The organism is Rhodoferax ferrireducens (genome assembly GCF_003347515.1).
Classification (GTDB): Bacteria; Pseudomonadota; Gammaproteobacteria; order Burkholderiales; family Burkholderiaceae_C; genus Rhodoferax.
Genome location: NZ_QEII01000228.1, coordinates 1 through 15151, shown reverse-complemented (window position 1 = coordinate 15151; position 15151 = coordinate 1). Strand labels below are relative to the sequence as shown.

Annotated in this window: 19 protein-coding genes; 9 read left to right on the top strand and 10 right to left on the bottom strand. The window is 60.1% G+C overall.

All coding sequences use genetic code 11. From position 1 onward, the window contains the following. Nucleotides 1-377: 377 nt before the first annotated feature. From C5P05_RS04045 to C5P05_RS04005, 9 genes are all read left to right on the top strand, one after another. Nucleotides 378-1415, top strand: a complete 1038-nt coding sequence (locus C5P05_RS04045) for an amino acid ABC transporter substrate-binding protein (protein WP_114968578.1) — start codon at nt 378-380, stop codon at nt 1413-1415. Nucleotides 1416-1539: 124 nt separating this feature from the next. After that, complete coding sequence (locus tag C5P05_RS04040) at nt 1540-2715, top strand: amino acid ABC transporter permease (RefSeq protein WP_114968577.1); 1176 nt, start codon at nt 1540-1542, stop codon at nt 2713-2715. Between the two features lie 16 nt (nt 2716-2731). Next, nucleotides 2732-3835, top strand: coding sequence for an amino acid ABC transporter permease (locus C5P05_RS04035; protein ID WP_114968576.1), 1104 nt, complete (start codon nt 2732-2734; stop codon nt 3833-3835). 47 nt (nt 3836-3882) lie between these two features. Further along, nucleotides 3883-4626 (top strand): amino acid ABC transporter ATP-binding protein, encoded by a 744-nt coding sequence (locus C5P05_RS04030; protein WP_114968630.1) that lies wholly within the window; start codon nt 3883-3885, stop codon nt 4624-4626. 260 nt (nt 4627-4886) lie between these two features. Further along, entirely contained in the window at nt 4887-5096 is a 210-nt protein-coding gene (locus tag C5P05_RS33560; RefSeq protein ID WP_157979219.1) for a hypothetical protein, read from the top strand. Nucleotides 5097-5192: 96 nt separating this feature from the next. Next, nucleotides 5193-5666, top strand: coding sequence for a DUF411 domain-containing protein (locus C5P05_RS04020; RefSeq protein ID WP_114968574.1), 474 nt, complete (start codon nt 5193-5195; stop codon nt 5664-5666). 14 nt (nt 5667-5680) lie between these two features. Next, a complete protein-coding gene (locus C5P05_RS04015) occupies nt 5681-6400 on the top strand; it encodes a hypothetical protein (protein WP_114968573.1) in 720 nt (239 codons plus the stop codon). Nucleotides 6401-6402: 2 nt separating this feature from the next. Beyond that, nucleotides 6403-8094, top strand: coding sequence for a cbb3-type cytochrome c oxidase subunit I (locus C5P05_RS04010; RefSeq protein WP_157979218.1), 1692 nt, complete (start codon nt 6403-6405; stop codon nt 8092-8094). An 18-nt stretch (nt 8095-8112) separates the two neighbouring features. Continuing rightward, on the top strand, nt 8113-8307 hold the full coding sequence (locus C5P05_RS04005) for a hypothetical protein (protein WP_114968571.1): 195 nt from the start codon (nt 8113-8115) through the stop codon (nt 8305-8307). Nucleotides 8308-8350: 43 nt separating this feature from the next. On the opposite strand, the gene C5P05_RS04000 is transcribed toward C5P05_RS04005, so the two are convergent. The 10 genes from C5P05_RS04000 to C5P05_RS03955 all read right to left on the bottom strand — a co-directional run. After that, nucleotides 8351-10426 (bottom strand): copper-transporting P-type ATPase, encoded by a 2076-nt coding sequence (locus C5P05_RS04000; protein ID WP_198674616.1) that lies wholly within the window; start codon nt 10424-10426, stop codon nt 8351-8353. Between the two features lie 73 nt (nt 10427-10499). After that, entirely contained in the window at nt 10500-10949 is a 450-nt protein-coding gene (locus C5P05_RS03995; RefSeq protein WP_114968570.1) for a DUF302 domain-containing protein, read from the bottom strand. Between the two features lie 68 nt (nt 10950-11017). Further along, on the bottom strand, nt 11018-11449 hold the full coding sequence (locus C5P05_RS03990) for a hypothetical protein (RefSeq protein WP_114968569.1): 432 nt from the start codon (nt 11447-11449) through the stop codon (nt 11018-11020). A 142-nt stretch (nt 11450-11591) separates the two neighbouring features. Further along, a complete protein-coding gene (locus C5P05_RS03985; protein WP_114968568.1) occupies nt 11592-11792 on the bottom strand; it encodes a hypothetical protein in 201 nt (66 codons plus the stop codon). 165 nt (nt 11793-11957) lie between these two features. After that, nucleotides 11958-12584, bottom strand: coding sequence for an iron transporter (locus tag C5P05_RS03980; RefSeq protein ID WP_114968567.1), 627 nt, complete (start codon nt 12582-12584; stop codon nt 11958-11960). Between the two features lie 34 nt (nt 12585-12618). Continuing rightward, nucleotides 12619-13269: a methyltransferase family protein gene (locus C5P05_RS03975; RefSeq protein WP_114968566.1), complete on the bottom strand. Its 651-nt coding sequence runs from the start codon at nt 13267-13269 to the stop codon at nt 12619-12621. Further along, nucleotides 13266-13547 (bottom strand): DUF2933 domain-containing protein, encoded by a 282-nt coding sequence (locus C5P05_RS03970; protein ID WP_114968565.1) that lies wholly within the window; start codon nt 13545-13547, stop codon nt 13266-13268. Before C5P05_RS03970 ends, C5P05_RS03975 begins: the two co-directional genes overlap by 4 nt. A 13-nt stretch (nt 13548-13560) precedes the next feature. Beyond that, on the bottom strand, nt 13561-14067 hold the full coding sequence (locus C5P05_RS03965) for a hypothetical protein (protein ID WP_114968564.1): 507 nt from the start codon (nt 14065-14067) through the stop codon (nt 13561-13563). An 87-nt stretch (nt 14068-14154) separates the two neighbouring features. Continuing rightward, on the bottom strand, nt 14155-14622 hold the full coding sequence (locus C5P05_RS03960) for a hypothetical protein (protein ID WP_198674614.1): 468 nt from the start codon (nt 14620-14622) through the stop codon (nt 14155-14157). 47 nt (nt 14623-14669) lie between these two features. Beyond that, nucleotides 14670-15151 (bottom strand): efflux RND transporter permease subunit (locus tag C5P05_RS03955; protein WP_198674613.1); only part of this gene is annotated, 482 nt, incomplete at its 5' end.

Sequence of the window (15151 nt, the reverse complement as noted above, 5' to 3'; positions counted from 1 at the left end):
GGAGTGCTTTCTTGATCTGAGGTGAACGGCCGTTTGAAACCTGGCGTGGACCAAGGATACGAGACAAGACGTGCACCAGAAGGCGCCAGATGTCCCCAGCGGGACGCAATAGGCAGGGTGGTTTGCACCGATTGGGCGCAGGCAGCCGCCGTATTGAAGGACTTGGGCGTCCAAGCTTTGGCATAGATCCTGCTCAGACTATTTATATCTAACAAAATTGAGGTGAATCAGGTTATGAGTTTTCTGCATGGTCTGCAAGAGTAAACCCGTATGCAAGCCCCACATCGGTGCTGCTAAAGTCGCTGACAGGTTGATCCTGAAGACAAATGTCTCCATCCATTTTTGATCCAACTTTTTTTAACCGGAGTAATACACAAATGAATCTGAACAAAGTAACAACCATGGCGGCCGTCGTGGTAGCCGTCGCTACCCTGATGGCTGCCCCTGCTCACGCCGGGAAAACATTGGACGGCATCAAAGCGCGTGGTCAGGTTGTTTGTGGCGTCAACACCGGCCTGGCAGGTTTTGCTGCGGCTGATTCGGCCGGCAAATGGTCCGGGCTGGACGTCGATGTTTGCCGCGCTATTGCTGCCGCTGTATTGAATGATGCTGAAAAAGTCAAATACGTCCCTCTTAACGCCCAACAGCGCTTCACCGCCCTGCAGTCCGGCGAAGTCGATATTCTGGCCCGTAACACCACCTTCACCCTGACCCGCGACGCCTCACTGGGTCTGCACGATACGGTCACGACGTACTACGATGGTCAAGGCTTTATGGTGACTGCCAAGAGCAAGATCAAGAGCGCCAAGCAGCTCAAGGGTCAAACGGTTTGCGTGCAATCCGGCACCACCACCGAAAAGAACCTGACCGACTACTCCAAGGCCAATGGCCTGGCCATCAAACCGGTCGTGTTTGAAAAACTGGAAGCCGCAGAAAACGCCTACTTCACGGGTCGCTGCATTGCGTACACCACGGATGCGTCCGGCTTGTCCTCCACCCGCAGCAAGGTTGCCAAAGATCCTAAGGAACACATCATCCTGTCCGACCTGATCTCCAAAGAACCTCTCGGCCCCATGGTCCGCCGGGGTGACGATGAGTGGTTTGCCATCACCAAATGGGTGATCTACGGCCTGATGGAAGCAGAAGAATACGGCGTAACCCAAGCCAATGTGGACAAGATGAAGACCAGCAGCACGGATCCCGTGGTGCTGCGCCTGCTGGGCGGCGGCAATGAAGATACCGGCAAACTGCTGGGTCTGGACAAAGAGTGGCTGGCCCGCGCCATTAAAGCCACTGGCAATTACGGTGAGAGTTTCGAGCGCAATGTCGGCCCCTCGTCGCCGCTCGGTCTGCCGCGCGGTCTGAACAACCAGTGGAGCAAGGGTGGCCTGATTTACGCCTATCCGGTCCGCTGATTTTCAATTGATCTCGCACTGATGCGAATACGACTGCCGGTACAACCCCTTGTACCGGCAGTTTTTTTATCTCCGTGCATTGCCCCCGCGCTACTTATCGCCGTTTTTTTGAGAGCACATTCCCATGACTCCAAAGTCCCCCCCAAAAAAGAAAAGCTGGTCCTGGCGCAGTCAGGCGTTCAGAGGCCTGATTTACCAGGTGGTCGCGATCGGCCTGATCGCTGCAGTCGTCTGGTTCCTGGCGCACAACACGCTGAACAACATGAAGATCCGCGGTATTCAGAGCGGCTTTGATTTCCTGAGCGGCCCGGCCGGCTTTGACATTGGCGAGAGCCTGTACCCCTTTGATTCGGGACAGCCGTATTGGCAGGCTTTTATAGTTGGCTTGACCAACACTTTGCGCGTCGCCATCTTGGGCATCATTTTGACAACCATTTTGGGCACGCTCCTGGGCGTCGGCCGATTTTCGCGCAATGCCTTGGTGCGCGGCATTTGCTACGGATACGTTGAAACTTTCCGAAATATCCCTGTGCTGCTGCAATTGCTCATGTGGTATTTGTTTTTTACAGAAGCCCTGCCCGCTGCTGCCGAGGCTTGGGAGGTCGGACCCTTTTTCCTGAGTAAAGGGGGCCTTGGATTCCCGATTCCCATCTGGGGTGCCGGTCAGTTCTGGGCCGCTATCGGCCTGGTCGCCGGGGCTGCGGTGGCATGGCTTTACCGTCGCTGGGCGATCAAGCAGTTTGAAGCCACGGGCAAACCGAAAAGCATGTTCTGGGTGCCCGTCGCCATTTGTCTGGCGGGAAGCCTGCTAGGCTGGCTGGCTGGGGGTGCACCCACGGCGCTGGAATACCCCGTGAAAGGTGACTTTTCCATTGAAAACGGCGGTTCGCTGACACCTGAGTTTCTTTCTGTTTTACTGGGGTTGACCGCTTACACAGCGGCTTTTGTGGCCGAAGTAGTTCGCTCCGGTATTCAATCCGTGGCACGCGGTCAGGGCGAGGCCGCTTCCGCGCTCGGTTTGAACCCCAACCAGTCCATGCGCCTAGTCATGCTGCCCCAGGCCCTGCGGGTGATCATTCCGCCCATGACCAACCAGTTCTTAAACCTCACCAAGAACTCATCCCTGGCCGTGGCCATTGGCTACCCGGATGTGGTGTCCATTGCGAATACCGCCTTGAACCAGACCGGACGGGCCGTGGAATGCATTTCCATCGTCATGCTGGTGTACCTGACCACCTCGCTTTCGACCTCCTTGCTGATGAATTGGTACAACACCCGCTCAGCCATTCAAGAGCGCTAAATCGAACACCAACACCATGACTGCAAACACCTTTCAACCCATCGCGGCCCGCCCGGCGCCGACGCAATCCGCAGGCCCCGTCGCCTGGATACGGTCCAACCTGTTTGGCGACTGGAAGACCACCCTGATGACTTTCGTCATTGGCGGCGTGCTGCTTTATGTGCTGCCGCAACTCCTCAGCTGGGCCGTGTTTCGGGCGGCCTGGCGGCCTGACTTCAATGCCTGCCGCGTCGACGGCGTGGGCGCCTGCTGGGGCGTGGTCGCCGAGAAGTACCGCATCATCCTGTTCGGACGCTATCCGTTCGAGGAACAATGGCGGCCTCTGGTGGCGACCGTGCTGATGCTCAGCCTTCTGGCGGCGAGCTGCACCCGCGCCTTCTGGCGGCCGTGGCTGGCGATTCTGTGGATCGTTGTTCTCTCGCTGTTTTTCACCTTGATGTACGGCAACGTGCTGGGCTTGAGCAAGGTGGAGACGGATCGCTGGGGCGGCTTGCCACTGACGATTCTGCTGGCCTCCCTGTCCATGGTGATGGCGTTCCCGATCGCCCTGGTTGTGGCGCTGGGCCGCCGTTCCAACTTGCCCGCGATCCGGACCTTCTGCACCATCTACGTTGAGTTGATCCGTGGCGTGCCGCTGATTTCGGTGCTGTTCATGGCCTCGTTCATGTTCCCGCTGTTCATGCCCGAGGGCTTCAGCATTGACGTGCTGATTCGCGTGCTGGTGGGCATCACGCTGTTTGCCGCGGCCTACATGGCCGAGGTGATTCGCGGCGGTCTGCAGGCCATTCCCAAGGGGCAGATCGAGGCGGCCGCCACGCTGGGCCTGTCGTACTGGCAAACCCAGGGCAAGATTGTTTTGCCCCAGGCGCTGGCCATGGTGGTGCCCAGCATCATGAACAACTTCATCTCGACTTTCAAAGATACCTCGCTGGTGACCATCGTGAGCCTGTACGAGCTCACGGGCGCCTTGTCGCTGGCCCTGAATTCGGACTCCGACTGGCGACCGTTCAAGATTGAGGGCTACCTCTTTATTGCCATGATTTATTTCATTTTTTGTTTTTCCATGTCCCGCTACAGCATCTGGGTTGAAAAACAGGTCAGCAGAAACAAACAGCGCTAAGTCACTGCCTTGTCGCTTCATCAAAAACAAACTCTCAATTGATCATCATGACTGAACCCATCATCAAATTTGAAAAGCTCAACAAGTGGTACGGCAACAGCTTTCACGTGTTGCGCGATATTGACCTGAACGTGGCCCCGGGCGAACGCATCGTCATTTGCGGTCCGTCAGGCTCGGGCAAATCCACGCTGATCCGCTGTATCAACCGACTGGAAGAGCACCAGCAAGGCCATTTGTACGTGGACGGCGTTGAGGTCACGGACGACGTCAAGGCCATCGACGGCATTCGAAAAAAAGTCGGCATGGTGTTCCAGCAATTCAACCTTTTCCCGCACCTGACAGTGCTGGAAAATCTGACGCTCTCGCCGATGTGGGTGGGCAAGATGCCGAAGAAGGACGCGGAAGAAAAAGCCATGATCCAGCTCAAGCGCGTGCGCATCGCCGAGCAGGCGAGCAAATACCCGCTGCAACTCTCCGGCGGCCAGCAGCAGCGCGTGGCGATTGCACGGGCCTTGTGCCTCACGCCCAAGATCATGCTGTTTGATGAGCCCACCTCGGCGCTCGATCCCGAGATGATCAAGGAAGTGCTGGACGTGATGGTCGAGATGGCCAGCCAGGGCATCACCATGTTGTGCGTCACGCATGAAATGGGTTTTGCCAAGGCCGTTGCCGACCGGGTGATCTTCATGGACCAGGGCCAGATCGTCGAGCAGAACAACCCGCACGACTTCTTCAACAACCCGCAAAACGAGCGCAGCAAGGACTTCTTGTCGAAGATTCTGGGGCATTGATGCCCTGCATCAATTAAACCTGCCAGCAGCAGGCGTAGCATCTGCCTATGCGCCTGCTGCTTCTCGCCCTCATGATCGCCCTGCTGCCTCTGCGCGGCTGGATGGGTGAGGTGATGGCAATGGAGAGTGCTACCGGTCAGTCAATCGCTATACAAAATATAGCTACTACCGCACATTCCACGCGGGTTAGAGGCATATTTTCTATAAATTCAGGAAATTCTCCCGTTGATTGCCCGGATCACGCCGAGGCAGCCATGGCCATGAATGCGGACACTCCTACGCCGCATGACCCTGCAGCCCAGGACGACTGCGGCAGTTGCGGCATCTGCCAGATTTGCCACACCGTGGCGTTGACATCCGACGTGGTACCGAATGTGAATGCGCCCCCCCTCCCCTTGCTGCCGTCTGAAGACGGTCTGCAGTTTGCCAGCGCCATAGCAGCGCTGCGCCTGAAACCACCGATTTCCTGAACGTTTCCGCTCTGGTTCGTCCGTACCTCGCCCACCTGTCTTTCCGGGCTTGGCTCGGACGCTTCATACCCAAGACATCGAATCAAGGAAATCATCATGCAAAGACGTTCCATCATCCAGGCCACTGCCGCGCTGCTCGGCGCCGCCTCCCTCGCATCACCGTTAATCGGACTGGCTCAAACCCAAACGAAGGTGGAGGTCTGGAAGACCGCCACCTGTGGCTGCTGCCACGACTGGGTTGCCCACCTGGAGGCCAGTGGCTTTCAGGTCAAGACGCACGACATCAGTGACATGGCCAAAGCCACGCAGCGGCGCCAACTCGGTCTGGCCGACAAATTTGGTTCCTGCCACACGGCGCTCGTCGGTGGCTACGTGCTTGAAGGCCATGTGCCTGCGCGCGACATTCGTCGACTCCTCCAAGAGCGCCCCAAAGCGCTGGGCCTGGCCGTACCCGGCATGCCCATAGGTTCGCCCGGCATGGACGGTCCCGCTTACGGTGGGCGCAAAGACCCGTATGGCGTGATGCTGGTGCAACGCGACGGCAGCGCCTCCGTTTACCAGGCTTACTGATCAAGGCCCCAACCATGAACAACAGCCCCCACTTCACCACCCGGCGCGGCTTTATTGCCGCCACCGGCTTTGGCGGCGTCAGTCTGTACGGACTGTGGGCCGCCTATGGCGCCGCCCCTGGACCGTTGGCACTTCTCGGGCTTGACGGCACGCACAGTGCCCCCCCGGCGCCGGGCACAGAGCAGGCCCACGGCGCACCTGCCGCCGCCGGCACTCATGACGGTCATGGCGCGCCGACCGCGGGTCCGGACTCCGAGGAATTCAGCCGCCTCACCGCTGAATTCAGCGAACGCTACCGCATGCCCGATGGCAGCGTCTACCCGCGCCAGCTGGCCGCCGCCCCGAATGAGCACGACAACCCGCACGCGGGGCATGACATGCAAGACATGGCCGCGCCACCCGATCCGCACGCCGAACACGGCAACGCTGCCGTAACCACAACAGCCAACAGCCCGCCCATTGACGTCCTGATGACAGCCGGCAAGTGGTATTACCTGCCCAATATGCTGCGTCTGGACGCGGGCCAGCCCTACCGCTTTCGAATGATGGCGCTGGACATCACCCATGGCGCGTCTATTCAATTTGGAAAAGGGGGACGCATGATGCGCCTGCAGCCGGGTCAACTGTCGGAGACCGAGCTCACGTTTCAAAAACCGGGGCGTTACCTGATGCTCTGCACCGTTTATTGCGGTGCCGCCCACGACATGATGCAAGCAACGATTGAGGTGGTATGAGCATGACACACACACCCAACACCACCAACCGCTTTGCAAGCCTGCCGCCCGCTGACCGGCGCCTGCTCAAAAGCATGGCGGCCGTCGCGCTGCTGGCGTTGGCCATCGGCATCGTCGCCGGCCTGGCAACCGCACTGGTGCGCGGCGGACTGTTAAGCGCAATACCCAACACCGGCTACCAGTTTCTGACCGTGCACGGCGTGAGCATCTTCTTCTACTGGCTGTTCACCACGCAGGCCGCTCTGCTGTTGGGCTTTGCCGCCACCGAGCGCGGCGACGGACTGGCCTGGCCACACCTGGCGTGGCTCGGCTTCGGACTGATGCTCGCTGGCTTGGGCCTGAGCATGGTCGGCTCGCTCACCGGCACGCCACTGCTCTACAACGGTGCGCCAGAAATGGCCATCGACAAGCCGCGCGACCTGCTCTTCTTCAACCTGGGTTATCTGTCATTGGCGCTGGGGCTGATGGCCCTGCCGGCCAGCGCCATCGTGACCCTGCTGCGGCCACGCTGGCGCGGTCAGCAAGACCGCCTGAGCGCGCTGGGTTTTGCCCTGTTTGCCTGGGCCGGGTTCTTGATAGTGACCGGCTTTGCCGCCTTGTATACCTTCGCTCCGGGCGTTCTGTGGGCGCTGGGCATCGGGCCGTTCCCGGCCAGCCACGGCACGCGTTGGCACATCGTGTTTCACAACATGCATTACCTGCCGCTGATGGCCACGGTGATTCTCTGGTACGTGCTGATGCAAGCGCTCACCGGGGTCAAGTCGGTGTTTGGCGAGCGATTCTCCAAGATCGTGTTCTCGATGTACCTGATTTTTGTGCCACCCACATCGCTGTACCATATGTTTCTGGAGCCGAACTTACCCAAGGTGGTTCAGGTCGGCGGGTCGATTTTGTCGCTGTTCGTCAGCGTGCCCACGCTCACCGCTTTTCTTATCATCGTGGCTTCGCTTGAAGTTCACGCGCGCGCCCAGGGCACGGGACGAAAAGGCGGGGCTTTGTTCGGCTGGATCCGGTTGCTGCCCTGGCGTCACCCGGCGATGGCGGCAATGGGCGTGGCGGTGTTGAGCATGGGACTGGGACTGGTGTTTGCTTTTGTGCTGATTCAGGCACAACTCGCGCCCCTGTTGTCCGACACTTTCTTTGTGCCGGGCTACTTCCACTTCTTCACGTTGGGTACCGTGAGCATGACCTTGCTGGCGGCCCTGTCCGTGATGTTGCCGGCCATCGGCGGGCGAGCGCTGTGGCGACCGGAGCTGCTGCGCTGGATGCCGTGGCTGGCGTTTGCCGGCCTGCTGGTGTTTGGTGCGGCTGGCATCACCGCGGGCTACCTGGGCGTGCCGCGCCGGGTGATGAATGTGAGCTACCAAAATCAGGCGCCCGCGCTGTGGCATGGGTTGATGCTCACCGTGGCCATTGGCGGCGCCATCATGGCCGCAGCCTTAAGTGTGTTCGCGGCGGGCATTGCCGTGTCCCTGCTTCCGGCACGCCAGCTCGTTGGGTCAGCCGTCGCATCACCCGGCGGCAGCCTGACGGTGTCCTGGGGCGGCGCGGTGGTGCAATCCGGGCTCAGGGCCTGGGTCGGGCCGATTTCGATAGCGGTCATTGTGATCGCGATGTACGCCTTCTCGGCCGTCGGCTTTGAGCTGATGCAAGCCCTGCCTGTTACCGCCACCGGCGGCGCATCGGGTCACTGATCATCAAGGAGCAATCACATGAACGAAGATTTCTGGCTCATCATCCCCATCGCCGTCGTCTGGGCGATTCTCGGCGTGGCCTATGCCCTGGTGCCCTGGGGCGACATGATTGGCTACGCCTGGGTGTGGGGATTTGGTTCGCTGCTATTCCTGGGTCTGTCTGGACTGCTGCTGTGGCGCAAGAAAGGCCTGCCGCCTGTACCTGCCCCTTGAGACAATGGGGGAGCGCGGCGGCTTCAACGTCGCGCCCACCTATTCAAATCCGCCTGCGCCGCAGGCGCAGCGCATTGCCAATCACCGACACGGAGCTGAAGCTCATGGCCAGGGCGGCGATCATGGGCGACAACAACCAACCCGTCAGCGGGTACAGCACACCGGCCGCGATCGGAATACCCAACGTGTTGTATAGGAGGGCGAACAGCAGGTTCTGTTTCATGTTGGCAACGGTGGCCTCGGACAACGCGCGCGCAATGGCGATGCCGCGCAAATCTCCCTTGACCAAGGTGAGCTGCGCGCTGTTCATCGCCACGTCGGTGCCAGTGCCCATGGCGACGCCGACATCCGCCTTGGCCAGCGCCGGGGCGTCGTTGATGCCGTCCCCGGCCATCGCCACCACACGCCCTTCCTTTTGCAATCGCTCGACCAGCAGCAGCTTGTCCGCCGGCTTGACTTCGCCATGCACCTCGCCGATGCCCAGACGGGCCGCGACGGCCCTGGCCGTGGTCAGGCCGTCACCAGTCGCCATCACGATGCGCAAGCCGGCCGCTTTCAATGTCGCCAGGGCCTCGGGCGTGCTGGCCTTGATCGGATCGGACACGGCCAACAAGCCCGCCAACTGGCCATCGACCGCCAGGTGCATCACGCTGGCGCCTTCTGCCCGCAAGGCTTCGGCTTGCGGCACCAGGGCGGCGACCGAAACGCCGATCTGCTGCATCAGCGTGGTATTGCCCAGCGCCAGCTGACGCCCTGCGACCTGTCCGCGCACGCCGATACCCGAGCTGGACTCGAAGTTCTCCGGCTTGTCCAGCGTCATGCCGCGCTCGCGGGCGGCGCGCACGACGGTCTCGGCCAACGGGTGTTCGCTGCCCTGGTCCAAACTGGCTGCCAGGCGCAAGACCTCGTTGGCCTCAAACCCGGGCGCGGGGACTGCGCGCTCAAACGTCGGGCGGCCCTCGGTCAGGGTGCCGGTCTTGTCGATGATGAGGGTGTCAACCTTGCGCAGGTTCTCGATGGCCGCCGCGTCACGGAACAGAACACCTTGCGTGGCGCCGCGACCGGTGGCGACCATGATGGACATCGGCGTGGCCAGCCCCAGGGCGCAAGGACAGGCAATGATCAGCACGGCGACGGCATTGATCAGACCGAACACCCAGCGCGGCTCGGGCCCGAACAGTCCCCAACCGAAGAACGTGAGCGCGGCGATGATCACGACCGTGACCACAAAATAGCCGGCCACCAGGTCGGCCATGCGTTGCATCGGCGCCCTGGAGCGTTGGGCTTGCGCCACCATCTGCACGATCTGCGCGAGCACCGTCAATGAGCCGACTTTTTCTGACCGCATCACCAGTGCACCGCTGGTGTTGAGCGTGGCGCCGATCACTTTGTCGCCCACGCGCTTGCTCACCGGCATGGGCTCGCCGGTGAGCATGGACTCATCCACCGAACTGCCGCCTTCAGTCACCACGCCGTCCACCGGCACCTTTTCGCCAGGGCGCACGCGCAGCAAGTCGCCCACATGCACATGGCTCAGCGCCACGTCCTCCTCGGTGCCATCGACGCGAATACGGCGGGCCGTCTTGGGCGCCAGGCCGAGCAGGGATTTGATCGCCGCCGAGGTTTGCGAGCGGGCCTTGAGCTCCAGTACCTGGCCCAACAAGGTGAGCGAGATGATCACAGCCGCCGCTTCGAAATACACGGCCACGCGGCCCATGGAGATGAACGAGGCCGGAAACACCTGCGGCGCGACGGTGGCCACCACGCTGTAGACAAAAGCCGCGCCGGTGCCCAGACCGATCAGCGTCCACATATTGGGACTGCGGTTCACGATGGACTGCCAGCCGCGCGTAAAGAACGGCCAGCCAGCCCAGAGCACGATGGGCGTTGCCAGCACCAGCTCCACCCAGCTCTGCACGGTCATGTCCATCCACTGCAGGCGATGACCGAACATGGCCAGCACAAACACAATGGCCGTCAGCGGAAGGGTCCACCAGAAGCGGCGCTGAAAGTCGCGCAGCTCGGGGTTGTCATCATCAAGGTCTGGCAGCAAGGGCTCCAGCGTCATGCCGCACTTGGGACAGTTGCCGGGATGGTCCTGGCGTATCTCCGGGTGCATCGGGCAGGTGTAGATCGTGCCAGTAGGCGTGACGCTGACCGTGTTCATGATCTTGCTCTTGCTCTTGCTCTTTTCAGATCAGGGTGGCGCATACCCGCTGCAGCCGCTCGCGCGCCTCCCGCGCCACCTGCGCGACCTCCAGGTTATCGGTCATTTGCAGCATCGCCATCGGGTCGATGAAGCCGACCGTCACCTGACCTTCTGCGTCCTGGCGTACGGCAACATTGCATGGCAGCAGCAAGCCAATGTCGGGTTCGGCCGTCAACGCGCGATGCGCCAGCGGGGGGTTGCAGGCGCCCAGGATGCGGTGCGCCGGAACATCAATGCCCAACTTGTTCTTCATCGTTGCCTGCACGTCAATCTCGGTCAATATGCCGAAACCCTCCGCCTTCAGTGCGGCACTCACGCGTTCGATGGAAGCGGCGAAGTCGGCCTTACCGAGTTTGGCGTGAAAACCGTATGACAAGGATTCGGGCCGCGCATCGACCGGGGTCTGTGGGGGCGTCTGGTTGCCAGAGTTCATGGTGATTTCCTTTCAGGAATGTTGGGGGGATGATTTGAATAAATCACGGTGTGGCGCGGCGCCTCACTTCACTTGGCAGGCGCAGCCGGCGTTTGGTCCATCATCATTTTCATCATCATCTGCATCATGTCCATGCGCTTCTCCATCATCTGCTGGCGCGCGCCCATGTCGCCAGCCATGCCTTGCATGCCCATCATGCCCTTCATTCCGCCCATGCCGCCAGGGGACATGCCACCCATCATGTCCATGCCGTCGTGCATGGCCTTCATGTGTTCGGCCCGCAACTTGCTGCGCTCTTCCGGCGTCTTGGCATTCATCATTTTTTCGTGCATGTCGCGCATGGTCTTCATCTGCGCATCCATCCTGGCCATGGGGTCGGGTGTCGTCATGCTGGTGGCCGATGCGGCGCCCATCGGCATCCCCGGAGCGGTGTTGCAGGCGACCAGGGCGCTAGCGGTGGTGAGGGCAAGGGCCAGTGGAATAAATCGAAAATAGCTCATGAGAGACTCCTTTGTGGTTTAAGTAACATTGAAAACAGCGAGGAGGACTCGATGTACAAGCGGCGCCTGTTGGTATGGCGCTTGCACGCGCAAGCACGCTTAAGGGCGGATGCGCCTGGCGTGCCATATTGTTTGATTTTGATCATTTTCCGCCTCGCTTGACGATCCAGGCCACGAGGACGACAACCACGACAAGCAGGATTGGCATCCATATTCCGCCATAGCCACCCATCCAGCCTGAGCCCCACCCGCCACCATTCATCATGTTTCCGTTCTGCGCGAACGAGACGCCGGTAGTCAACAGAGGCACTGCACCAACAGCCACAGCAAGCAAGTTCTTCATAATTTCTCTCCAGCAAAAAACGTTTCAAAAATCGTACCGGAATGAATCTACGCTGGATTCCTGCCGACGTCTGTGCGGCAGAAGACACATTCTTGCAGCAACAAAAAAGTTGAGATTTAATCCCAATTGCTGCAGCGAGGCCAAAGAGGAAACCACCGGCAGGCGCTAGCGGCTTGCCTGCGAGACTTCAGTCAACTTGCCATCCGCAAGTCTGAAATGGAACCTGGCACTCACCGCCTTGGACCACAGGTCTTTGTCTTTCAACTCGCGTTGAAACGTCGGTACATCGACCGTTACCGTCGCAGTGTAGGTACCGTCACCCAGAAGCGCGCTGTTGGCCGAATAGTGGAGGCCGCTGCTACCCCACATGGGCGGCAAAGGCAACGTGACGGTCTTGCCAGTCTCTTTGTTTGTCGCTGCGAAGTTTATGTTTGCGTAGGGAATGCGCGTCTTGGATTTTGGGTCCGTCAGTTTTAGCTCGACGTGGTAGCGCTCGTCGGCGCCAGGTTTATGTGCGCCCCAAGCGGGCGGGTTGCCCATCTGCATCCACATCGGTTCCGAACCTTCGAGTTCCAATTGAAAAATCATGTCGCCGGTGGTGACACGACCAATGAGTACAGCCTTTTTTATTGGATCGGCCGCTATCGCAAGCTTTTCGACCTTAGGTTCGGCAAGCTGCGCCGTAGCATTTTTTGAACTACTCAGCGTTGCCGCTGCAGAGGTTTGGGCACCTGAACCGGCACAGGCCGCAGCAAGCGCGAGGGTCAGTGCAGTGCGATGAAATTGTGTCATGAATTTCTCCAATGAGGTTGGGGTTGAATGGCGGCTAATGAGCGACTGACCGACCCGGTAATCGCGGAAAAAAGCGCGGCGTACGCTGCGCATATTGCTCAAAGGCCTCGCCAAACTGCGCATTCATCTCCGCCTCTTCCGTAATCGCGAGACGCGCATACATGACAAGCAGAATGGGGAACATGAGCAGGGTCAGCAGCGTCGGCCACTGCAGCAGGAAGCCTAGCAAGATCAGCACAAAGGCGACGTACTGTGGATGCCGAATCACGGCATAAGGCCCGGTGGTGGCCAGCGTGTGCTGGCGTTGCGCGTGGTACAGCACACGCCACGCGTTGGACAGCAGGTAGAAGCCGAAAGCCAGGAAGATGTAGCTGGCAATGTGCAGGACACCCCAGTGTGGATTACCCTTCTCGCCCAGCAAGGTGGACCACAGGTGCCCTGAATCGTGGCTCAGGATGTCCAGGCCCGGATACCGGGTCTGCAGCCATCCAGACATCAGGTAAATGGTCAAGGGGAAACCGTACATCTCGACAAACAGCGCGACGATGAAGGCTGCGAATGCGCCAAAGGTTCGCCAGTCTCGCGCCGTTGCCGGCTTGAAAAAACTGTAGGCGAACATGATGAATATCGCCGAGTTGAAAATCACCAGCAGCCATAGCCCGTAGGACGGCGTGTCGTGGTTCATGAAGGACCTCCCTGCCTGGGTTGCTCCGATTTGTCGGCTCCAGCGCCAGGCCCGTTGCCACCATGGTGAGGACCATGACCACCGTGACCGAGGTGCATGAAGACATGCATCAGCGGGCAGGCCAGCAGCAGCAAATACGGCAGTGCACCGAAGAAGTGGGCGCGGTGCTCTGTCAGCAGAAAATAGCCCGCGACGGCCCCGATGACGATCAAGCCGATGGCGTAGCGGGAGCCCCAAAAACCGGGCGGGGTCTCAGGCCCTCCAGGGTCATGGTTCATGACGATGACTGCTTTATTTGGCCGCCGGCGCCGGCATGCGATCCATCATCATCTTCATCATGTCCTGCATCATGTCCATGCGCTTTTCCATCTGCTGCATGTGATCCGGCGCGCCTTCGGCCTTGGCGCCGCCCATCATCATGCCCATGCCGCCCTTGCCCATCATTTCCTTACCCATCATGCCTTTGCCCATCTCATCCATCATGGGGCAGCCCATGGTGTCGGCCTGCATGCCGCGGGCCATCATCATGTTCTCCTGCATGGTGCTCATGTGTTCGGCCATGGCTTTCTGCCGCTCCTCATCGGTCTTGGCCTTGGCGATGCGATCGAGCTGGGGCTGCATTTTCTTGACGTTGTCCTGCATCTTCTGCACGGTGGGGGCGGGGTTCTTCACCACAGGTTTGGCGGGCACGGTCTTGGCCGCCGACGCAGCTGTCTCCGGATGATGGGCATCTTCAGCAAACGCGGGCGAGCCAAACGCGAGTGCGGCGGCAAGGGTTGTGATGGCCAGGTTCTTCATTGTGGGACTCCTTCAATCAACGTGTTGCCGACCCCGGGGCAACGAAATGGGTGGGGCCAATCTCCAAACAGGATTAATCCGAAACGTTCAATGGGTGTGATCGGTATGCCCATCCTTCGCAGCAGCCATTGGCGTAAAGCGCGTCTGCTCGGGCTGTTTGCCCGACAGCGTGACGGAAACCACCACTTTCATGTCGGGCGTCGCGGCGTATTTGGCGATGCCCTTCATGCGGTTGTCGCCATCCGGCTGGAGCGTGGCGCTGGCCTTCAGTTTTCCGGCCAGGATCGTGGCGGTACCACTGGCCCCGGCCGTGGGAACTTTCCGCCCAGCGTGGTCGGTCACATACACCATGACCGGGCTTTCCTTCGCGTCCTTGTCGTCCTTCACTACCACCAGTTCGTAGCTCAAGGACCCGGCCATACCCAACTGGCCGCCATGCGCGGCCTTTAACGTGTCGGGATGGGGCGCATCGTCGTGCGCCAGGGCGGGCGTGACGCCAGTTGCCAAGGTCAAAGCGGTGGCCAGAATGGCGGCGAGTCGTGATGCATTTGTCATGATGATTTCCTTTTATGTCATTGCCCCAGGGGGCGGTTTAATCTAAATCAGTAGTTCTCGCTGTCGTGCGCTTCCAGCAACTGCGCCAGCGGCTTCTCGCCCCACAGCCAGAACATCAGGGGCGTGAGCAGGCTGTCGAGCAGGGTGGAGCTGATCAAGCCACCAAAAATCACTACCGCCACCGGGTGCAGCACTTCCTTGCCGGGCGCATCCGCCGACACCAGCAAAGGCACCAGGGCAAAGGCCGCCACCAGGGCCGTCATCAGCACCGGCGTCAGGCGCTCCAGCGAGCCGCGCACGATCATTTTGCGGCCAAACTTTTCACCCTCGAAAGCGCACAGGTTGATGTAGTGGCTGATTTTGAGAATGCCGTTGCGCGTGGCAATGCCGGTCAGTGTGATGAAGCCCACCAGCGCCGCCACCGACAGTGGCTGACCGGAAATCCACAGGGCGATCACGCTGCCGACCAGCGCCAGCGGAATGTTGCCCATGATGATGGCCGTGAGCACCACTGAGCGGTAACGGCTGT